This window comes from Phytohabitans houttuyneae (assembly GCF_011764425.1).
GTDB classification, from domain to species: Bacteria; Actinomycetota; Actinomycetes; order Mycobacteriales; family Micromonosporaceae; genus Phytohabitans; species Phytohabitans houttuyneae.
Genome location: NZ_BLPF01000002.1, coordinates 908,197 through 928,828, shown reverse-complemented (window position 1 = coordinate 928,828; position 20,632 = coordinate 908,197). Strand labels below are relative to the sequence as shown.

General features: G+C 70.5%; 22 protein-coding genes. 4 read left to right on the top strand and 18 right to left on the bottom strand.

Features of this window, described 5'->3' with window-relative positions; all coding sequences use genetic code 11:
- Window positions 1–19: 19 nt before the first annotated feature.
- From Phou_RS54555 to Phou_RS27630, 3 genes are read right to left on the bottom strand one after another with little or no spacing between them, the layout of a single operon-like run.
- A complete protein-coding gene (locus Phou_RS54555; RefSeq protein ID WP_173060875.1) occupies window positions 20–163 on the bottom strand; it encodes a hypothetical protein in 144 nt (47 codons plus the stop codon).
- Window positions 160–1,356: a cytochrome P450 gene (locus Phou_RS27635; RefSeq protein ID WP_173060872.1), complete on the bottom strand. Its 1,197-nt coding sequence runs from the start codon at window positions 1,354–1,356 to the stop codon at window positions 160–162. The genes Phou_RS54555 and Phou_RS27635 overlap by 4 nt, the downstream gene beginning before the upstream one ends.
- A gap of 9 nt (window positions 1,357–1,365) precedes the next feature.
- Window positions 1,366–2,268: a class I SAM-dependent methyltransferase gene (locus Phou_RS27630; protein ID WP_173060869.1), complete on the bottom strand. Its 903-nt coding sequence runs from the start codon at window positions 2,266–2,268 to the stop codon at window positions 1,366–1,368.
- Window positions 2,269–2,364: 96 nt separating this feature from the next.
- Here Phou_RS27630 and Phou_RS27625 point away from each other — a divergent pair, with 96 nt between their 5' ends.
- Complete coding sequence (locus Phou_RS27625; protein ID WP_173060867.1) at window positions 2,365–3,138, top strand: hypothetical protein; 774 nt, start codon at window positions 2,365–2,367, stop codon at window positions 3,136–3,138.
- A 131-nt stretch (window positions 3,139–3,269) separates the two neighbouring features.
- Window positions 3,270–3,659, top strand: coding sequence for a VOC family protein (locus tag Phou_RS27620; RefSeq protein WP_173060863.1), 390 nt, complete (start codon window positions 3,270–3,272; stop codon window positions 3,657–3,659).
- 70 nt (window positions 3,660–3,729) lie between these two features.
- On the opposite strand, the gene Phou_RS27615 is transcribed toward Phou_RS27620, so the two are convergent.
- The 11 genes from Phou_RS27615 to Phou_RS27565 all read right to left on the bottom strand — a co-directional run bounded on the left by Phou_RS27615 (window position 3,730) and on the right by Phou_RS27565 (window position 13,936).
- Window positions 3,730–4,929: an alkyl sulfatase dimerization domain-containing protein gene (locus Phou_RS27615; RefSeq protein WP_218579219.1), complete on the bottom strand. Its 1,200-nt coding sequence runs from the start codon at window positions 4,927–4,929 to the stop codon at window positions 3,730–3,732.
- 180 nt (window positions 4,930–5,109) lie between these two features.
- Window positions 5,110–5,874, bottom strand: coding sequence for a sulfotransferase family protein (locus Phou_RS27610; protein WP_173060860.1), 765 nt, complete (start codon window positions 5,872–5,874; stop codon window positions 5,110–5,112).
- A gap of 36 nt (window positions 5,875–5,910) precedes the next feature.
- A complete protein-coding gene (locus Phou_RS27605) occupies window positions 5,911–6,756 on the bottom strand; it encodes an ABC transporter permease (protein ID WP_173060857.1) in 846 nt (281 codons plus the stop codon).
- Complete coding sequence (locus Phou_RS27600) at window positions 6,753–7,778, bottom strand: ATP-binding cassette domain-containing protein (protein WP_173060854.1); 1,026 nt, start codon at window positions 7,776–7,778, stop codon at window positions 6,753–6,755. Before Phou_RS27600 ends, Phou_RS27605 begins: the two co-directional genes overlap by 4 nt.
- A gap of 52 nt (window positions 7,779–7,830) precedes the next feature.
- Entirely contained in the window at window positions 7,831–9,078 is a 1,248-nt protein-coding gene (locus Phou_RS27595; protein WP_173060850.1) for a cytochrome P450, read from the bottom strand.
- A 58-nt stretch (window positions 9,079–9,136) separates the two neighbouring features.
- Window positions 9,137–10,186, bottom strand: a complete 1,050-nt coding sequence (locus tag Phou_RS27590) for an SRPBCC family protein (protein WP_173060847.1) — start codon at window positions 10,184–10,186, stop codon at window positions 9,137–9,139.
- A 148-nt stretch (window positions 10,187–10,334) separates the two neighbouring features.
- Window positions 10,335–10,802: a YdeI/OmpD-associated family protein gene (locus Phou_RS27585; protein WP_173060844.1), complete on the bottom strand. Its 468-nt coding sequence runs from the start codon at window positions 10,800–10,802 to the stop codon at window positions 10,335–10,337.
- Between the two features lie 12 nt (window positions 10,803–10,814).
- Entirely contained in the window at window positions 10,815–11,546 is a 732-nt protein-coding gene (locus Phou_RS27580; protein ID WP_246273897.1) for a winged helix-turn-helix transcriptional regulator, read from the bottom strand.
- Window positions 11,547–11,729: 183 nt separating this feature from the next.
- Window positions 11,730–12,971: an outer membrane protein assembly factor BamB family protein gene (locus Phou_RS27575; protein ID WP_173060841.1), complete on the bottom strand. Its 1,242-nt coding sequence runs from the start codon at window positions 12,969–12,971 to the stop codon at window positions 11,730–11,732.
- 72 nt (window positions 12,972–13,043) lie between these two features.
- On the bottom strand, window positions 13,044–13,538 hold the full coding sequence (locus Phou_RS27570; protein WP_173060838.1) for a DUF488 domain-containing protein: 495 nt from the start codon (window positions 13,536–13,538) through the stop codon (window positions 13,044–13,046).
- Window positions 13,535–13,936, bottom strand: a complete 402-nt coding sequence (locus tag Phou_RS27565) for a RidA family protein (protein WP_173060835.1) — start codon at window positions 13,934–13,936, stop codon at window positions 13,535–13,537. Before Phou_RS27565 ends, Phou_RS27570 begins: the two co-directional genes overlap by 4 nt.
- A 98-nt stretch (window positions 13,937–14,034) precedes the next feature.
- Between Phou_RS27565 and Phou_RS27560 the strand changes: the two genes are divergently transcribed.
- On the top strand, window positions 14,035–15,009 hold the full coding sequence (locus tag Phou_RS27560; protein WP_173060831.1) for a helix-turn-helix transcriptional regulator: 975 nt from the start codon (window positions 14,035–14,037) through the stop codon (window positions 15,007–15,009).
- A 20-nt stretch (window positions 15,010–15,029) separates the two neighbouring features.
- Here the strand turns inward: Phou_RS27560 and Phou_RS27555 are convergent, their stop codons facing one another.
- From Phou_RS27555 to Phou_RS27545, 3 genes are all read right to left on the bottom strand, one after another.
- Window positions 15,030–15,380 (bottom strand): hypothetical protein, encoded by a 351-nt coding sequence (locus tag Phou_RS27555; protein WP_173060828.1) that lies wholly within the window; start codon window positions 15,378–15,380, stop codon window positions 15,030–15,032.
- 54 nt (window positions 15,381–15,434) lie between these two features.
- A complete protein-coding gene (locus Phou_RS27550) occupies window positions 15,435–16,751 on the bottom strand; it encodes a hypothetical protein (protein WP_173060824.1) in 1,317 nt (438 codons plus the stop codon).
- 185 nt (window positions 16,752–16,936) lie between these two features.
- On the bottom strand, window positions 16,937–17,959 hold the full coding sequence (locus Phou_RS27545; RefSeq protein WP_173060821.1) for a saccharopine dehydrogenase family protein: 1,023 nt from the start codon (window positions 17,957–17,959) through the stop codon (window positions 16,937–16,939).
- Between the two features lie 132 nt (window positions 17,960–18,091).
- Here Phou_RS27545 and Phou_RS27540 point away from each other — a divergent pair, with 132 nt between their 5' ends.
- On the top strand, window positions 18,092–18,991 hold the full coding sequence (locus Phou_RS27540) for an AraC family transcriptional regulator (RefSeq protein WP_173060818.1): 900 nt from the start codon (window positions 18,092–18,094) through the stop codon (window positions 18,989–18,991).
- Window positions 18,992–19,049: 58 nt separating this feature from the next.
- On the opposite strand, the gene Phou_RS27535 is transcribed toward Phou_RS27540, so the two are convergent.
- Window positions 19,050–20,288: a PucR family transcriptional regulator gene (locus Phou_RS27535; protein WP_173060815.1), complete on the bottom strand. Its 1,239-nt coding sequence runs from the start codon at window positions 20,286–20,288 to the stop codon at window positions 19,050–19,052.
- Window positions 20,289–20,632: the final 344 nt, after the last annotated feature.

The window sequence follows — 20,632 nt, the reverse complement described above, 5'->3', positions numbered from 1 at the left end:
GGCCACCCGGCGGGTGCCGCTACCGCGCCGCGCCGCGGGCCTTGTACCGCAGCGGACACGGGCTCGCCGGCCGGGCCAGCCCCAATCCCTTGGCGGCCGGCGGATCGGGGTGCACCAGCTCGAGCGTGTACGACCGCAACAGCATCGCCGTGACGGCCTTCATCTCCAGCTCGGCGAAGCGTCCGCCAAGGCAGCCGTGCCCCCGCCGCCGAGGTTGAGCAGCCCGCCGGCGGCGCGGCCACCGGGATCGCGCGAGCCCGTGAAGCGGTCCGGATCGAACAGGTCGGGCTCAGGGTAGAGCTCCGGCACCCGGTGGGTCACCGGCGGGCAGAACATGGTCTGCCAGCCAGCCGGCACCGTCCAGCCCCCCACCTCGAACGGTGTCATCGTCTCCCGCGTCAGCATCGTGGTGACCGGCCGCAGCCTGTGCGCCTCCAACTGGCACCGGTACAGGTAGTCGAGGCGTCGCAGGGCCGCGAGGTCCGGTACCTGGCGGTCGGTGCCCACGACCCCGTCGATCTCCGCTTCGACCAACTTCAGATGCTCGGGGTTCTGGAGCAGCAGGATCAGCGTCCAGGCGAGTTGCGCGGCGGTGGTCTCGTACGCCGCGTAGACCAGGATGAGGATCAGGCCCATGATCGTGTCGTCGTCGAAGCGGTGGCCGTCCTGGTCCACGCCGGCGACCACGTGTGCCAGGAACCCGTACCGCTCCCGGTCCGGGTCGGACCGGACCGCGTCGAGGTGCGGCTTCAGCAGAGCGAAGAGCTTGCGCCTCGCCCGGTCCCGGCGGATCAGTCGGGGTATCGGCAGGTTCGCCGGCAGGAACAACTCCATCCCGGCCGCGACGTCCAGGAACAGCGCGTGGAACTCGGCGCCGTTGCGGTTACGGAAGTCGGCGCCCAGGAACAGCCGCAGGGCGATACGGAACGAGAGCGCCTCGATGTCGCGGGCGGCGTCGATCGTGCCTTCCGTGCCCAGCTTTCCCAGCCACTCGTCGATCTCGGCCGCCATCGACTCGACGTACGCGGTGTAGTTGCGGCCCTGGAACGCGGGTAGCAGAGCGGTTCGCTGGGCCACATAGCGCTCGTACTCGGCGGCCTGCATCACGTCGCCGAACATCGGCTTGACCCACTGGTACACCGGCCGCACGGCGAGCGTCGACTCCGGAAGCGCGATGACATCGCGGCTCTCCTGTGGACCGACCACCACCGCGGCGCGCTTCGGCCCCAACTTGAGCGAGAAGACCGGACCGTGCACGCGATTGCCGGTGCGGACCAGCGCCACCGGGTCGCGGAAGAACGCCATCGTGTTGCCGAGAACGGGAAGACCGGCCAGCGCCGGAGGTGTGGATTCCATGGCCGACCCCTATTCGCCGCCGCCGCGTGTGCCGTACGTGTTCCACACGTTCCAATGGATGACGAACCGTCCGCGCTCGGCGCGCACCTTTTCCATGCGTTCGAACGCCGCCGCCCGCGCTTCCGGCAGGCGCTCGTCGGCGATCCGTTCCAGCACCACCCGGCCTCCGGTCTGCCACAGCCAGTCCCACCACTGATGTGGACCGTCGAAGGCGACATCGAGGTGCTCGTCGGCGACGCGCACTTGGTCGAACCCGGCCGCCCGGACGAGGTCCGCCACGCCGTCCATGGTCCGCAGCGCCCCGCCCTGCCGGCCCGGCACCGGGGGCATCGGCCCGTCCAGATAGGGCAGCACCGCGGCCGTCACCTCGAAGAACTTGGGGTCGTCGACGCCGAAGGTGCTCATGCCGAAAACACCGCCGGGCCGGAGCAGGTCATGGATCGCGCGAAGCGCGGCGGCCGGATCCGGCAGCATGAAAATGACCAAGCCGGCCACGATCGCGTCGAACCATCGGGCCGGGAACCGCGGTGCGGCCGCGTCACCCTCCACAAAGGAGACGTTCTCCAACCCGATCCTGGCCGCCTCCCGTCTGGCCGCGGCGAGCATCTCGGTCGAGGCGTCCAGACCGGTGACCGAACCCGTCGAGCCGACGGCAACGGCCGCCGGGTGCGTGCAGGCGCCGCGGCCACAGCCAAGGTCGAGCACCCGCTGCCCGGGCCGCAGGCCCAAGCCCGCCACGAGCCGCTCGCCGAGCGGTGCGTAGAACTGGACGCCGGCCTGCTCGTACCGCGGTGCGGCCCGATCGAAGACCTTGCCGATTTCCGGCGCTGGCCGTGTCCCGTCGGTGGCGCCTGCCTGGGTCTCCATTGATGCCATCCGATCATCGATGCCGGTGATATCCAAAGTATTCATCGCGCGGCACCCTGCGGCTTCTTACGCCTTGCGGCATTTCCGGCACGTGCCGAGGTCGCTGAACATGGCGAGCGCGCAACCCATGAGAAGTATCGGATGGGCTACACGCATACCGTCAAATCCGATGCTCCGTCACTAGGATTGGAGAATGCAGTGGGCGTCTTGGGTTTGCACAATGAATGCCCCCCCACCGACTACGCAGCAGCAGAGGCGGCCGAGATCGCCGTTGGCCTGGTCTCCGACGCCGTCGCCACCGGCGAAACGTTGCGCACGGTACGCGACTGTATGGAGGCCTTGGCAAGCCTCGACGACACCGTGCGCTGTGTCGTGGAGGCATCCGCCGGCGCGGTGTCGGCGAGCGGTGAGTTCGACCGCACGGCGGTGGCGGCGAAGATGAGCGAGGTGCGGGGCACGTATGACGCGACGTTCGCCGCGCTGGCCGGCACCGTCGCGCACATCGACCGCGCCATCGAGGAGTACGAGAACCTGCAGGGTTACGCGGCTGTCGCGCTGGCGAACGGCCGCGACGACTGCTACGAAAACCGGCTGCGCCAGCTCGGCGAGGGTGGCTTTGCGGGGATGGCGCAGGCCCGTATCGCCGCGCTGCGCAAGCTCCGGGTGAGGGTCCAGCTGCTCCAGCGCATGGAGCCCTTCGGCCAGGAGATCCTCGAGAAGTACGACTTCCGGTCGTTCTTCCTGATGTTCATGCAGCCGATGCGCGACCTCGGCGTGAGCGCGCAGGAGCTCTACAACGAGGTCGTCCGGGGCGCCCTGGTGGCATACGACACCCTCGTTCGGGTGTGCGACATGCGTGAGGGTAACGCCGCGACGACGTTGCGTCGGGAAATGGTCGGAGCCAGCAAGGGCTGATCATCTTATTGGTCCTCGGCATCGGGAGTTCGCCCGGTGAATGAGCCCGCTCTTGCCTGCGCCATCTGGCCGGATGGGGTAGGCTCTGCGGCGATAGAAACGGCGTTCTCTATTTGAGGACTGGAGATTCCATGGGGATCAGCCACATCACGCTCATCACGGTTCCGGTAACAGATCAAGATCGCGCCAAGGAATTCTACGAGAAGCTGGGATTCGGCGTCATCAATGATCATGAGATGGGGCCCGAGGAGATGCCGCCGGAGCCGGGGCTGCGCTGGATCCAGCTGGCCGCGCCCGGCGGTGGCACGACGATCGTCCTGGCCACCTGGCAGGTCGGCGGGCTCAAACCCGGCGCGCAACATATGTCGGTCGCCTGTGCGGACGCGAAGGCGATGCATGTCGAGCTGACCGAAAAGGGAATCGACGCGTCGCCGCCCTTCGACGCCCCGTGGGGCGCATTCTTCCAGATCAGCGATCCGGACGGAAATGGCGTCATGATCGTCGAGGAATCGAAGAGCTGAGGCCCGCACGTCACACGGCTGGAGGTCCGCTGTCATCGGACCTCCAGCCGTGTTGTTTATGGCTTCGGTATCAGGGCACCCAACGGCCGCCGCGCATTGTGGACCAGGGGTCCGAGCCGTCCGCCTTCGCGCGCGACTCAGCCGCCGCCCAGGCGTAGATGCCGCGGGCCATGAAGGACGGCGCCCCCTTTTCCAACTGTCCGAAGACCCGCGATCGGGCGTCGTGTACCTCGCTGTCCTCGGGCGCGCTCAGGGCCGCCAGCTCGGCCAGGTGACCGGCGAGCGGCAACCGTCCCTCGTCCGCCAACGCCAGGGCGCGGGCCGCGAGCCGTCGGCTGCCGCCGGCGAGGTCGGCGATCTCGGTGGCGAGGTCGGCGCGCGGTGCGGGCTTGACCGAGGACGGATCCCCGTCGTACCAGCCGCCGTACATCCGCCAGACGTTGCGGACGATGAACTCGGGCTCGTCGTAGCTCGGCCGCAGGTACGGGCGGCGGAGCAGCTCCTTCACCCGCGGCGGGAGCAGGTCGGCGTGCAGGATCTCGTCCAGCGTCGCGCCGGCGTTCATCCGCTCCAGCACCGCGTCGTGCAGCACGGTGAGTATCTCCGCCGCGCCCAGCAACGTCATCGAGATCCGCTCGGCACCCACGATGGGCACGCCGTGCCCGGGCAGCAGCATTTCCGCGCCGAGGCCGGCCATCCACTCCAGCATCCCGGCCCACTCGGCGACGTACCGCTGAACCTTCTGTGGGTTTCCCGCGTTCGGTGCGTTCCACGCGTAGAAGTCGCCGCAGCACAGGATCCGGTGCTCCGGCAGCCACGCGACGGTCGCGTCGTCGGTTTCGCCCCGACCGTGCCGCAACTGCAGGCCCAGCCCGCCGATGTCGAGCTGCAGCCGGTCCCTGTACGTGCGGTCGGGCTGGCGGAACACGGTCGGCCAGACCAGGCCCGGCGCCCGGAACTGGCGCTGGTTGACCAGAGCGTTGTAGCCCGCCGTCAGCCGGTACCGGTCGAACCGGCGGGGAACCGCCTCGTGCGCGACCACGGACACCGGGACGACGGACCGCTGCGCCGCCTCGGCGTCGAACGGGCCGACACCGAACACGTGGTCGATGTGCCCGTGAGAGTAGATGGCCGAGACGACCGGCGCCGGGGACACGGCGCGCACGGCGGCAAGCAGCTTGTCGGACGAGTAGCGATCGCCGGTGTCGAACAGCACGATGCCCTCGGAGGTGGGAACACGTAGACGTTGCCCGTCGCCGGCCACATCCACACCTGCTCGGTGAGCTGCGAGAGGCCGTCCTTGCGAAGTTCGCCCGAGAAGTACGCCGCGAGCGTGTCCTCGCCCCGCCAGACCCGATCCGCGTAGGCCAACAGGTCCTGCATCCCTCGTCCTCCCACACTTCAGCACCGCACCGCCGCGGGCGGCACGGGTACCGACAGACGTACCTATCTACGGTGTTTCGCTGGAGGTCTGCTTCGCCGACGCGCTGCGGCCCCTCAGCAGCCGGCCAGCGGCACGGAACGGCTCAGTGGCCAGTCGGCCGAGCCCCTGTGCGACGAAACCCTTTACCGTCTTGTCGAAGGCACGCTGATCGTTGTCGTGTGGGAACGGCTCGAAGGTCACGCCGACCCCAAGGAACTTACACAATGGCGGCCATCCTTCCTCGACTCGATAAACCAACAGGCGGTCCGCGGGCACCGTCTGCTTGACCTCCCGGACATGCCGGTCGAAGACCTCGGCCGCGTAGTCCTCGTCATCGATCGGCCCGGAGCCGAAGTGGCGACGGAAGACACCGTCGAAGACGGGGTTGAAGTTGCGCAGCTGGCGGTTGGCCATCATCAGCGGTATCCGCATCAGGCTCACGGCGATCCGACTGGGCAGATCCCTGCGGTACACCATGAAGATGGTCCGCATGCAGGACCTGTGCCACGCCCGCGGCTCCCGGACGGTCAGTATGACCCGTGCCTCCGGGTACTTTTCGATCAGCTCGCGCCAGAAGGCGGCCGCCGGCCAGTCCACAGTGGATCGATAGCCGTCGAAGACCTTGTCCCAGTCCATCTCCGCGCCGGAAACGGCCGCGTCCCAGTCGGCGAGCCTGCGGGGGTCACGGAAGATCTCACGAGTGTGGTAGGTCGGGCCGAAGCCCAGGATCTCCAGCGCCTTCTTGAGCGACGCGGTCCCGGTCCGGCCGAAGCCGACCCCGATCACCTCCATCGTCCACCCCTTCCTCGCGGATGCTCGCTGCTGCTCTCAGGACTTGGACGTCGCCCGCTTGAACAGAATCGTCGAGACCGGCACGAAGACGATCAGCAGCCCGATCGACCACAGGATCGACTGTGTCGCGTCCGAGCCGGGCGACTCGCCGTTGAACCACGCCCGCGCCGAGTTGATCGTCACCGTCACCGGGCTGTTGTCCGCGAACGGGCGCAGCCAGCCCGGCATGGACTCGGACGGCACGAACGCCGAGCTGACGAACCCGAACAGGAACGCCCACGGCATGGCGGTCGACTGCGCGGCCTCCGCGCTGCTCGCGGTGACGCCGACGATGGCCAGCACCCAGGCGAGGGCGAAGCCGAACAGCAGCAGGATGCCGATGCCGGCCAGAGTCTCGACGATGGTGCCCTGGAACCGGAATCCGAAGATGTAGGCCACCGCGCCGGTCACCACGACCGCCACGAGGTTGCGCGCCGTCTCGGAGACGGTGCGCCCCAGCAGCACCGCGGAGCTGCCCATGGGCAGGGACCGGAAGCGGTCCATCATGCCGTTGCGCAGGTCCTCGGCGATGCCCACGCACATGCCGGCGATCCCGCCGAAGACGACGATCTGCCCGAACACTCCGGGGAGGACGAACTGCTTGTAGTCGCCGCCGGGCACCTCGATGGCGCCGCCGAAGATGTACGTGAACAGGATGAAGAACATGATCGGCTGAAGGACGGCGGCCATCAGCTGGTCCGGGCGCCGCCGGACGTGTCGCAGGCTGCGTCCGGCCAGCAGCCGGGCGTCGTTGACGTACCAGAGCAGGCCGCTGCGGGCCTCCGCCGGCGACTCCAGCGGCTGCGACCGGTCGGCGGCGGTCATGGTCTGTTGTGAGCTCACCGCTTGGATCCTTTCGACCCGGCGCCGGTCTCGGCACCCTGCTGCGGGCCGGATCCGTTGGATCCGGCGCCGGAGGCCTTGATCCGTGACCCGGTCAGGGCGAGAAACGCGTCATCCAGGGTCGGCTGACGCACCACGTGGGTCACGATGTCGATCCCGCCCTCCCGCAGGGCCAGCAGCATCGGTGCGACCGCGGTGATGTCGCCCTTGAGCCGGGCGGTCACCTGCGCCAGCGTCCGGTCGACGCTGAGCTCGCCGTCGGCGCCGGCATGGTCGCGGAGGATGGCCTCCGCGCGGTCGAGCGCGGCCGGGTCGGCGAGGGTGAACTCCACGCGATCCCCGCCCACCCGAGCCTTGATCTCGCCGGGCGTGCCCTGTGCCACCGTCTGACCATTGTCGAGAACCGTTATCGAGTCCGCGAGAGTGTCGGCCTCGTCCAGGTACTGAGTGGTGAGCAGAACCGTGGTGCCGGCGGCGACCAGCTCCCGGATCTCTTTCCACAATTCGCGACGGGATTCGAGGTCGAGCCCGGTCGTGGGCTCGTCGAGGAAAAGCACGCGCGGTCGGATGAGGACGCTGGCCGCCAGATCCAGCCTGCGACGCATTCCGCCGGAGTAGGTCTTCACCTGGTTGCCGGCGACCTCGCCCAGCCCGAACCGCTCCAGGGTCTCGGTCGACCGCTGCTTGGCCGCGGCCCGGCCCATCCGGTAAAGCTGGGCGACCAGCTCAAGGTTTTCCCGCCCGGTGAGCACCGGATCCACGGCGGCGAACTGGCCGGTGAGCCCGATCATCCCGCGCACGCGGCGGGGCTGCGCCAGCGCGTCGACCCCGCAGATCGACACCTGGCCGGCGTCCGGACGAAGCAACGTGGCGAGAAGGCGCACCGACGTCGTCTTGCCCGCTCCATTTGGACCTAGCAGTCCGACGATGGAACCTTCTCGGGCGTTGATAGAAAGATCTCGAAGGGCCTCTGTCTTCCCCAGTTTCTTGCGTAAGCCCTGCGCATTTATCGCATCAGCCATGACGACACCCTAGCAGGTTGATATATGAAACTGGAGCATTAGTAGTAGTCAATCAACCCGCGAGCGTGACCGGAAGCGAGTTGAAATCGCGTAGCGGAACCGAGCGGCGGCGGACCGGCGGACCGGCCAGGGCCAGATTGGGCGCCGCCTTGTACAGCCGCGGCAGGAGCACCCCCATCTCGAGCCGGGCCAGGCCGGCGCCGAGGCAGTAGTGGATGCCCGAACCGAAGCTCAGCGGATGCGGACCCGTGCGGCCCGGGTCGAAGACGTCCGGATCACGGTAGGCGGCCGGGTCCCGGCTGGCCGCGCCGAGCATCAGCCGCACCTGCGCGCCCTCGGGCAGTTCGTACCCGCTGAGCTCCACCGCCTCGGCCGCGAACCGGATACCCGGCGCCACCTGCACCGACGGCTCGTACCGCAGCGTCTCGTCGACGAAGGCCGCCGTCCGCTCCGCGGTGTCCAGCCAGGCGGCCCGGCTCGGCTCCTCCAGCAGCAGCAGGACGGCGTTGTCGATCGCCGTGGCGGTGGTCTCGAACCCGGCCGCCCACAGGCTGAACAGCAGGTTGCGCAGCTCCGCGTCGGTCAACCGATCGCTGCCCTCGTCACGCGCGGAGACCAGCGCGGAGACCAGGTCGTCACGCGGCGCGCGGCGACGTTCCTCGATCAACCCGTCGAAGTAACCGCCGAGGTCCTGGAAGGCCGCGTCGGCGGCCAGCACCGCCTCCGGCGAGGCCGCCGGGTCGACCACGTTCATCATCTCCGGGACCTGCCTGGCGAGCTGGCGCCGGTCGCTCTCCGGCACGCCGAGCAGGTCCGAGATCATGTGCATCGGCATGGGCAACGACACCGAATTGTGCAGGTCGACCGTCTCCCCCGCGTGCAGCCGCTCGACAAGTTCGGCGAGCATCCGATCCGACCAGGCCTCCATGCTCGCCCGCAGGTCGGCCACGCGCCGCGCGGTGAAGCCGTTGCCGACCAGGTGGCGCAGCCGGGTGTGCTTCGGCGGGTTGCTGCCGACCAGCGAGGTCACCAGCACCTCGTACGCCTCGTGCTCGGCCGCCTGCGGGAACATCTGTTCCATCGCCTCGGGGTGCACGCCCGGAAACAGCTCCGGGTGCTTGAGGACGAACTCGGCGTCGGAGTACCGGCACACCAGGTAGGCGCCGAACTGGCTGCGGTAGATCGGGGAGTGCTCCAGCAGTTCGGCGTAGATGGGGTACGGGTTCTGCACGGCGTCCGGCATCATCAGCCGGATCAGGACGTCCTGCGTCGTCGCGAGGTCTTGGTCGGACATGGTCATGGCGCGTCACCTGTTCCGGCTGATCGGTCCGAGGGTGTACGGGCGGTGCAGCGGCGGCCTACGACCAGCCGTGCGGGTGCGACGGGGCCGGCCGGGGGCCGGTCATCTGCTGCGCGCGAACCATGGAGTCCCGGAAGAAGCCAGCGATGATCTTGCGCTCCTCGAGCTGGATGTCGGCCGGCAGGTTCTCCCAGTTGTCGACGAAGATCTGGAACAACGCGCGGTTGAGCCCGGCGTGTTCGATGTAGAGCTTTCCGGACAGCTCCACGGGCCACGAGGCGCGCTTGAGCCCGAACTCCAGCCACGGCAGGAAGGAGGGGAACTTCTGGTTGGGCTCCACGTGCTGGTGGACGACCATCTCCACGATTCCGCTGGCGTCACCCATGATCAGGGTGAGCTTGTCACCGGTGGCGAAGCTGCCGTACCGGCGCTGAAGCCAGTAGCGCAGCGACTCCGGCTTGGACAGCATTTCCCACGCGTCGTACGGCGTCGACTCGAGCTCGATCTGCACGTAAGGGCCCATCCGGCGCCACGGCCACCGCCACGTGGTACCGGTGCGCAGGTAGCCGGCGAGCTGGTCGAGGATGCCGGGCCAGCCGTTGCCGTTCCAGCCGCGCCAGTCGTTCGGCGGGTTGAACGACTCCTCGGTGGCGCTGATCCGGGTGGTGCCGTCCGCCGTCGCGGCCAAGTCCCACCGCACGCGAGTGGCCGGCCCGACGCCGACCCAGCGCCAGAAGTACGACAGCGACGCGGTCGTGCCGCCGCGCGGGGGCTCCACCTCGGTGGTCAGGCAGTGGAAGAACTCGCCGTCCTCGAAGTCGTAGTGGAACTCGGCGTCCACCTCGGCGATCGTGCCGCGGACCACCGCCAGCCAGTGCCGGACGTGATCCGGCCCGGTCAGGACCTCCCACACCCGTTGGATGTCGTGCGGCGTCTCGGCGACGGCGACCAGCCGTTCCCACCGGTCCTGCACGATCGACCGGGCGGGATTGATGTTGAGCGGCGGGAACTTCGCCTTCGCCTGCTCCGGCTTGAGCTCCGAGAAATCGGGCCAGGAGTCGACGTGCGGCAGGTTCGGGGCGGTCGACTCGACGGAATCTAAGGACACGACAGACCTCCCAGATCGTTCGACCAGCACATGCGGGACATGGAGCGGCTAGGTGCCGGAAGTCGTCCTGTCATGCTAGGAAGGCGTCGACCTGCGAAGCTTCTTCTCCCTTGCTGACCACCGCGGGCAAGGTGGCGCCGACCGAAACTCAGCCCTTGAGCGGCCGACCCTCGGTCAACATGTCGATGGCCTTGGAGATCCTCGCCTCCCGCGTCTCCGCCCGCTTCGCCTCGGTGATCCAGGCGACGTACACCTTCTTGCGGGAGTACGAGAGCCCGTCGAAGTACTCCAGGGCGCGCGGATGGTCGGCGAGCGCGGCGGCCAGGTCGTCGGGGACCTCGACCGTCCGTACCGCGGTGTCCTTGCTGAGGGTGACCTGCACCTTGTCACCCGCCGTCACCCCGGCGGCGTCCCGGACGGCCTGGTTGACCACGACGTACCGGCTGCCGCCCGGACCGGACATCACCGAACCGGTGAACGCCGCGCCGTTGACCGCCCCGGTTACCGGGATGCGGGACTGGCCCCCGAGCCGGGACACCACGTCATCGGGCACGGAAACGTAGGTCCACGCTCCGACTCCCTCGCAAACCAGCGTGCCGGCGAACTTCTCCGCCATGTGCGTCCTCCATCATGAATGGGTGCCGGCCCGGGACTCCCGCTCCGGCGTCGCGAGCCCGGCGGGCGGGTCCTTCGCCAGCCCGATCAGCCACAGGCATCGCATCACAGCAGGCCCCGAGCCGGTGGCCTGGACGGCGCCGGTGACGAGGGCCTCGACCGGATCGAGCTGGCGCAACCCGAGCTTGAAGAAGCTTGTCGCGTCGGTGCGGACGGTCAGCGTCGGGTCCGTGGCGGGACCGGCCAGCGTGCGGACCCGCCCGAAGTCGACGGCGACGTGGAAGACCTCGTCGTCGACCTCGAACTGGTACGTCTCGGCCAGGTCGGCGGCGCGTCGCTCGTCCACCATGGCCTCGATCGCCAGCTTGGCCCAGGCGCCCGTCACGACCGATCCCGGCGCCGGCCGCTCTCGCGCCGCGTAGGTGAGGCCGAACCGGGCCAGGTCGAGCACGGCGGGTCGCAGGGATCCGCCGAGCTCAGTGAGCTCGTAGCCGCTCGTGCGACGGCCGGGCTCGCTCTGCACGACAAGCCCGCGGTCGACCAGGAAGGCCAGCCTCTCGGCCAGCAGGTTCGACCCGATGCCCGGCAGGGCGTCCAGCATCGCGCTATAGCGCTGTGGACCGGACAGCAGCTCCCTGATGATCAGGAGAGTCCACCGCTCGCCGATCACGTCGAGGGCGTACGCCAACGCGCACTGCTGATCATAGGTGCGCCGCGCCACGTGCCCCGTCGTCCTTCCGGTCACCGCTCGTGTTGCTTCACTATCCTAGACGGCTGCCGATGCACAGTCGACCTTGGTGACCATTCGCGCCGGGTGTTCCCCGGGACGCCAAAGGTGCACAGCCCCGCAGAACCTCCAGCGCGGTGATGCCCAATGTCGGGATCGGTACCCCTTTTAGGAGGTCGCGGGCGGCGCGTCAGTCGCGGGCTAGCGCGCCCAGACCGCGACCCGGGCGGTACCGGCACACGCGACGAACACCGCCGTCGACCGGCAGCGCGGTGCGGGCAGCCAGCTTTCCCACACGCCCACCACCGTCCGGGAGCCGGTTTCCACATCCACCTTGGCTATCAGGCTCGTGCCGTCGCTGTGGAGATGCTGCACGATGGCCAGCCCGGGGGCCGAGCCCAGCACCCGCCACGAGCCGAACTCGCGGACCCGGCGCCCTGTCCGCGCGTCCAGCACCCCGGCCGGCGCGGCCGTAGAGGCGTCGACCGGGTCGCCGGCGGTGACGACGATGTGCCGCTCGTCGAGGGTGCCCGCGAGGTGCCAGTCGGTCTGCCGCCAGAGGTGCAGGCCGGTGCGGGGATCCACCGCTCGCGTGCCGGACCCGGCGAGGTCGCACAGCGCGTCGGCGCACGGACCCAACCGGGCGGTCGGCTCGGCCCGCCACAGCACGCGGCCGGACCCCAGGTCGACCGCCACCGGCGCGGCGGGCTCCGGCTGCGGCACGGGGTACAGGATGGCCACGTCGCCGACCACCAGAAGGCCGCGGACCGGCCAGGTGACGTCCACCTTCACGTTCCAGCGCAGGTCGCCCGAGTCCACATCGCGAACCTGCACCGTCCCGTCCGCCAGCACGACGGCGACGCCGGAGCCGACCACCGGCGCGAACCCGATGTCCGGCGGGCCCCCGGCCCTCGTGCCCGGCGGCACCTGCGCCGACCACCGCACGACGCCGTCGTCGCTGGCGAAAGCCACCAACTCCGGTACGGCACCGCTGCCCGCATGCGGTGGTGCGGCGAGCACGACCGCGTCCGTGACGGCGACGCGCTCGTACCCCGGGCGGCTCCAGACGGCCAGCCCGTTTTCGGTGTCGAGCCCGGCCAGCACCGGACCGGAGCCAGCCGCGTCGTCGTCGGCCACCGTCAGGCGGCTCTCACTGGCGTGGACCAGCCGGACGCCGGGCTCCAACACCCAGGACCACCGCAGCTGCCCGCCCGGAAAGCGGTACGCCTCGACGAGGGTGCCGCGCGGTTCGGCGTACCGCGCGAGGTAGAGGCTGTCGCCCCTGGCCAGGAAGTCCAGGACCGCGCCATCGAGCGTGAACGCCGGCGCGAGCGGCCGGCCCGGCGCCGAGCCCCGACGAGCGCGAGGACCGCGACGAGCGCCAGCGGCACGGTGAGCCACCGCCGCAGCCGCGGCCGCACCGGCGAGGCCGGCGGCTGCCACGGGGCCGCGACATCGAGCTCGATGACGATCGGCACACCCTTAGCGTCGCACGCTCCTTGCCGGCCCTGCGCGTCACAGCGGCCGCAGGTGTTCGACCGCCACCCGATGCTCGTCGGCCAGCCGCTGCGCGATCAGCGAGCGGTGGCAGGCCTCGGGATCGCGCTCGACACAGAGCAGCGCCGCGGTCCGGCCGCCCGACAGCGCCGACACGATCGGTGCGAGGTCGGCGCCGTCGAGGATCTCCGTGGTGTAGCGGCGGACGTACTCGGCGGCGAGCTCGCGGCGGGAACGCTTGCCGACCCCGCGACGGTCGTCCTCGGCGTACTGGAGCTGGCGCAGCTCGGTCGTCGGTGCCAGCTCGGGGTGGTGCTCGTAGGCGATACCGGCTTCGGCGAGGGCGGCCTGCAGCCGGCGTGAGTTCGCCCAGGCGTACTCGGACCCGCGGACACCGCGGCGCTGACGCACGTCCAGCAGCAGGCCGGCGCCCGCGTCCCCCAGCCGTCGCAGGAATGACTCGCGGTCGAAGCCGTAGACGCCGATCGTCAGGATCCGCCCGCGCCGGGTCACGCGACCGCGGTCCCCTCGAGCTCGACCATCAGCACCGGAATCGCCAGCCGGGTCACGCCGAGCATCGTGGTGGCCGGTGCCACCCCGGCGGCGCCCAACCGCGCGGCAAGCACACCGTAGTGCTGGAAAAGCAGGTCCACGTCTGTGGTGTACACGTTGAGCCGGACGAGGTCCGCCAGCGACATGCCGCCTCCGCCGAGGGTGGCCTCCAGGTTGTCCAGGCTGAGGGCCAGCTGCGCCGCCATGTCACCGGCGTGCTCGGGCTTGCCGTCGCCCCTCATCGCGGTCTGCCCGGAGCAGAACAGGGTCCGGGTGTGCCCGGAGACGACCTCGCCCTGGTTGTACCCAAGCTCCAACGACCACGGCCACGGGTTGACCGCCGCTCGTTTGACTGTCACAGCATCTCCATCCGGTAGTCGCCATCTCTGGCGTCGTGGTTGACAGCCTCCCAACGAATCACGACATCCTGTGTCGTGTATTCCTGTAAGGTTTTCGGATGCGCGCCGACCGGTTGGTCGCGCTGGTGCTGCTGCTGCGCCGGCGCGGGCGGCTGTCCGCGGCCACGCTGGCCCGCGAGCTGGAGGTGTCCACCCGCACCGTGCTGCGCGACATCGAGGCGCTGTCCGCGGCCGGCGTCCCGGTCTACGCCGAGCGCGGCCGGCACGGCGGTTTCGCGTTGTCGCCCGGCTTCCAGACCGAGCTCACCGGGCTCAACCACGACGAGGCGCTCGCCCTGCTGGTCGCCGGGTCGCGGCGCGGCGCGCAGGCGTTCGGCCTCGGCTCGGCGCTCACGTCGGCCATGCTCAAGGTGGTCGACGCGCTGCCCGAAGGCAATCGGGACACCGCGGCCGGTGCGGCGCAGCGGCTCTTGATCGACCCGGAGACCGACCTGCTCTCCCGCCGGCTGATCGCCGAGGACGTGCCCGCCGCGGTGGTGGCCGAGGTGCGGCGGGCGGTGTTCGCCGGACGCAAGCTGCGGATCCACTACGCCGCCGTCGGCCAGAGCCCGAAGTGGCGCACGGTGGACCCGATCGGCCTGGTCACGGTCCGCCAGCAGGGCTACCTGCTGGCCACGCGGTCCGGCGCCGACCGCACCTACCGGCTCTCGCGGGTGCTGGCCGCCGAGGCACTCGCCGAACCCGCGCAGCGGCCGGACCGCGTCGACCTGGACCGGATCTGGCGGGAACGCAGCACGCGGTTTCGCACCGGCGGCGACCCGTTCACCGTGCTGGTGCGGATAAACCCGGCCCGGCGCGAGGACCTGGTGGGCACCGCGCTCGCCGTCCTCGCCGAGGAAACCGACGCGGACGGCTGGCTGCGCCTGGAGGTCACCTTCCAGGACGCGCGGCATGCCGAGTGGGCACTGTGGCAGCTCGCCACGAACGCGGAAGCCCTTGCCCCACAGTCGTTGCGCGACTCCCTGCGCAACCGCGCCGCCGCGATCGTCACCCGCTACACGGCCCCGTCCTGAGAGTCGTCTGTCAACGGCTTTCAGGACACAGCCGGATGGTGCACCTCTTGCTTCTGCGGGTCGAAGACCGTGAGGCCATGCGCGTTGGCCAGCCGCCTGAGCACGGGAGCGACTTCCTGGCTGCGCGAGTACGCGATGTTCGCGATGACGCACTCCGAGGTCCGGTACAGAGGCGACGTCCACGGCGACTCGTCCATGTTTTCCACGGTCAGGTCACCGAACCTCGCGAGCACATCGGTGAAGAAGCTGTCGACAGCGGGCGCGCCTGGGACCACGCCATCCTCACCATCGGTGAGCCGGTCATAGATCTCCGCGGCACGCTCAACGGACGACTGCGCGTCTTCGTGCCAGAAGCCCAGGTCGAAGCTCACGACATCTCCTTGCCGAGGCCCGATGTGCCCCTTTGCAGCCACTCCACAGGCATCCTACGGTCGCCGGACGATCCAGACATCGACCACGCCGACCAACGTGCGTCCGTCCGCGGTCGTCACGGTGTTGCCAGGCGTGTTCAACCAGTCGTCGAATGCCCGCTGCGATGGGCTGCGCCGAGCCGGACTGTCCAATCCACCCTTCGTCTCAATGCGCCGCCAGACGGCGTTGGCGTCGCCGCAGCCGCTGACGGCGGCGTCCACCACGGCAGTACCACCGGGCTGGTTGTTCCAGTTCGTCCCCGCGTGGATGGCGGCGCCGGCCAGGTACGCCCGATGCGTGCGGTCGTCGCACTGGGTGCCGTTGGTCGCCTTGATCGTGAGATCCGCCAGGCTCACGGTACGGCCGCTGAGGAAGCTCGTGTCGAACGTGAAGTAGGTCCGGGCGACCCCGATTCCGCCGCAGTACGCGTTCGGGAAGTTCTTCGGGCACCGGCCCACCTTGCCCAGCGCGTCGTCGTTCCCGCCGTTCCAGTACTCGTCGTCGGGGTATCCACTGAAGACCTTCGCCCAGGCGTGCCGGTACGGCGTGTGCGCGCTGGGATCGACGACCACGGGAAAACGCGTCGCCCGGTCGCGCAGCATCGCCCGATCCGGCACCAGCGTCACCGCGTCCCGACCGACCCGCACCGCGACCCGCGCCCGCTTCGAGCCATCACCCGCGGCGTGGGTGACCGGATCGGCCGCGTCCCACATCATCGACGGCGAGCCGGTGAGCACGACCTTCCCGCTGCGGTCACGCAGCTGCGTCGAACCGTCCTTGTCCACCCCCATCGCGATCCCCTCGGACCGAAGGCCGAGCCGGATCCCGGCCAACGCCGGCTGCCTGGCGGCCGCGGCGCTCTTCACCACGAGCTGCTTGACGTAGCCGTCGGCCTCCGCCCGCAGGACCAGGTCAACCCCGGGAAACACCTCCGGGTACGTCGCCGCCGGCCCCGCCAGCCGCGGCGTGGGCAGCGAGCCCGGCCAGGTGAGCGCCACCGCTCCGGATGCCACGCCGATGGCCACCAGCGGCTGCCCTTTCCCGCCGCCGGAGAACGCCATGTCCACCGTCGCCGACCGCGGCGCCACCGAACCGTCGGACCGCCGGACCAACGTGGTATCCACCGGCACCCAGCGGTCGCCCCGCTTCGCGCGCACCGGCCGCATCGTCAGCTCCGCCGCGAGCTTCCCGTTGGGTAGGGCCTGGACCAGGCGGCTCTCGTGAGTCATCCCGGTCACCGTGACCTTCGTACCCTGCCGGCGCGCGGCGGCCAGCGCGGTCGCGCTGTCGGCGGCCTCCGTGACCGCCGGTGGTGATGCCACCTGGTCCACGGCCGGCGACCATCCTGGCACCAGCGGTGCCAACAGCAGAGCGACGACAAAACCGATCCGGACAGGATTCAGCTTGCGCACCAGTTCCTCCGGGAGTTGCGAGCACCACCACGCGTAGCGCCAAGGGATCATGGAGGAGCGGGCTTGCGTTCCGCTGACGCCCGGCTGGCGTCCAGCCGCCAGGCTCAGCCGGTCGTGACGTGCCACCGCACGCCGTGGCCGGACAGGAAGTCCAGGAACGACTCCGGGTCGAACGCCTGCGACGGCGCCAGGACGCCGGCCGTGGCACCGTCCTTCACCAGCCTGCACACGGCCTCGACCGCGATCACGGCGGTCTTGCCGTACCCGTCGGTGCCTTCGACCTCGCCACGCACGGCGCGGCCGCCCGGCCCGGACGCCTCGACCGAGATCGTCCACCGCCCCTGCCGCCGCTGCTCGTCGTCGGGTCCTTCCGGCAGCGCGTCGATGACCGCCGGGGCGATCCCGTCCTTCAGGACGTCGAACGAACCGCCGAGCAGACCTTCCATGCGCCCGACCGTCACGTGCCTCGGCACCGTCGCCACCGGCGGGAGCGCGGCCTTGCTCACCCTCACGGGCGGGTCTTCGCCCGGGAAGCGCCACGTCGCGTGGCTCGCCTCCCCGTACGTCGTCCAGCCGCCGTCGCCGTAGCGCAGCGCACCGTCGAACAGCAGGTCGGGGTCGAGCGAGCGCAGCGTTCCCCGGGTGAAGGCGCCGCCGCGGTACCAGAGGGCGACGGTCAGGGTGTCCATCGGGCCGGCGGCGTCGGCGACGAGGTGGCTGATGAAGTCGCTCGGCCCACCGTCGTCGGCCATGGCCGGTACCACCGTCACCCCGGCGTCGGCGGCGGCGCCGGTGAAGGTGTCGAAGACCTCGATGATGTACTGCTGCTCGCCCGTGGTGTCGACGTAGTGCGCACCGGCCGCGATCGCGGCGCGTACCACCGGCGCGCCGAGCCGGGCGAACGGTCCGGCGGTGTTGATCACGGCATCGGCGCCTGCGAAGGCCGCTGTCAGTGAGTCGTGGTCGTGGAGGTCGGCACGCCGGACCTCGAAGCCGGTACCGGCCGCGGCCGAGTGGAGCCGGCTGAAATCCCGGCCGACGAGCACCGTGTCGATGCCGCGGCGCGCGAGCTCGGCGACCGCGAGGCGGCCCGTGTAGCCGCTGGCGCCGTGGAGTGCGATCTTCATGGGTCTGCTCCGTCGTTCGTTCGGATGTGCTCGCGGCCGACGCTAGAGCAGCCGATGTGGACGAACCATGTCACGACGTCCGCCAATCATGCTTGATCGTCCGGCGTTGCGAATGTTCGGTAGGTTTCGACAGTGGACGTGCTGAGCGGAGCGGTGACAACCATGCGGACCGGCCGTCCGCACTCGAATCGCAACCGGCTGGGGGCACCCTGGGGCCTGCGTTTCCCGCCGACCGACGGCGCGGGCTTCCACATCGTCCTCAGCGGCACCTGCTGGCTGCTGCCGGCGCACGCCGCACCGCTGCGCCTGGCCACCGGCGACATCGTGTTCCTGCCCCGCGAGCCCGGGCACGCCCTGGCCGACGACCCCACAAGCCCGCTCACCGAGTTCCGGTTGGGCGGCCGCGACCGGGTGGACGCGCCCGGCACCGGCCCCGTCACCGACCTGCTCTGCGGCGCCTACGTGCTGGACCGGTCGCGCCCCCACCCCCTGCTGGCGGACCTGCCCGACGTGGTCCACCTGCCGGCCCAGGTCGGGCGCCACCAGCGACTGCGGACCGCGGTGGACCTCCTCGGCGCCGAGCTGGCCGAGCCGCGCGCGGGCACGACCGCGAGCGTGTCCGCGCTGCTCGACCTCCTGCTGCTCTACATGCTGCGCGCCTGGTTCGACGACCAGGCGACCGGAGCGCCGACCGGCTGGCCGGCGGCACTCGCGGATCCGGCCGTCAGCGCGGCACTGCACGCGATGCACGCCGAGCCGGAAGCGCCGTGGACCGTGCGCGAGCTGGGGGCGCGGGCGGGGCTGTCCCGGAGCGTGTTCGCGCAACGCTTCACCACCCTCGTGGGCAGGCCGCCGCTGGCGTACCTGACCTGGTGGCGGATGACCGTGGCGGCGGGGCTGCTGCGGGAGACCGACGCTCCACTGTCCACTGTGGCCAGGCGCTGCGGCTACTCGTCCGAGTTCGCATTCGCCAAGACCTTCAAGCGCGAGTTCGGCGTCGCGCCGGGGGCCCACCGCCGCCAGCACGCCTGAGAGCCCGGATCGGGGTAGTCGCGGCCATCTCATGCGCCCTCGGCCGCCGGTGATCCTGCTAGCCGGCCGTCGGCAAGGGCTCGGCGGGCCAGTTGAGCGCCTTGGCGCCCAGTACCGCGGTCTGCAGGGTGAAGCGGTGCTCCGGACTCGCCGGGTCGTAGCCGGTCAGGGTCCTGATCCGGTCCAGCCGGTAGGTGACGGTCCGGACAGACACGTGCAGCAGCTTGGCCGCCTCGGTCGCCACCGCGCCGGTGCCGAAGTACGCCTCCAGCGTGGCGAGCAGTGGCTCGGCTCCGCCGCGGGCGCGGGTGAGCGGAGTGAGCACTGCGGAGACCAGGTCCACAATGGCCGGTTGGTCACGGATCAGGACACGGTAGACCAGCAGGTCGTGGGCGTTGACCACACGCTGGTCCACCCGCAGCCGCCCGGCCATCGTCAGCGCCTCACGCGCCTCCTCGTACGAGCGGGCGATGCCGTACAGGCCCGGGTGGGCCCGCCCGACCGCCACCCGCCAGGGCCGGCCGTGCCGGAGGCGGTTGAGCTCACCGTGCATCAACTGCCCGAGGTCGTTGGGTAGCGCGGCGGCCGGGCTGGCCAGGCCCGCCGCGGCCGGCTCCGCCGGCGCCAGCACGACAAGCATCCCGTCCTTGGTGGCCACCAGCACGTCGCGGTCGCCGAGCCGGTCGAAGATGACCGACTCCAGTGCGCTGATGGCGGCGTCGGTGTCCGGCAGCCGGCGGGCGGGCGCGGCCAGCGCGACCTGGTGCACCCTGGCCAGGTCGAGGCCGAATGGCTCGGCCCGCTCGACCAGCGCGCCGAGGTCGGAGTCGCCGCGCAACAGGTCGTCGACCAGCTCCCGCCGCAGCGTCTCCTCCCGGCGGACCAGGTCGCGCCGGGCCTCGGCGTAACCCTCGGCGAGCGTCGCCACCGCCTCGTCGATGACGTGCAGGACTGCGGCGGCCGCCGCGCGCACCGCTTCCCGGTCACGGGTGCGGACCACCATCGGCAACTCCTGCCATAACCGCCGGGCCGCGGACAGGTACAGCTGGACCACCCGCCCCGCCGAGATGCCGCGCTCCGCGGCCTGCCGTCCCAGCAGGCTGACCGTCTCCAGCTCGGCACGCTTGGGCCGTCGCCCGCTGACGGCCGCGTCCGCCAGCAACGGCAGGTAGTCGCCCAGCAGCTGCACGGGGACCCCGCCCGCGTCGCGGGAGGCGGCGTCGGCGACATCGACAAGCCACGCGTCCTTCGGCGGCGTGGACGCCGGTGCTCGTCGGTTGCGGCCACTCGTCGCCACGCCAGCTCACCTCCCGCCTGGATCGTCGCGGCGGACACTGGGCGAGCGTGGGCGCGACAGCGTCGACACGCGTCCGTCCTCGTTGCCGACCATCGGCAGTTTAACCCGGTCAGGCCTGGACGCGGCCTTCCTGCCGGCGGACGGCAACGACGGCCGGCCAACCCTGCCGGCCGGACCCGCTGCGGCCGCCGGTGTCCAGCGGCCAGGCTCAGAGGCAGGAACCATCTGCCCGATTGGGCATGCGCAGGCGCTGGCTCGAAGGCGGGCCCCGACGATGTGGTCGGCCCCGACGGGCGCCCACGCATGTTCCGGCGGCGTCCCAACCCGGGTGGCGTTTGCATCCG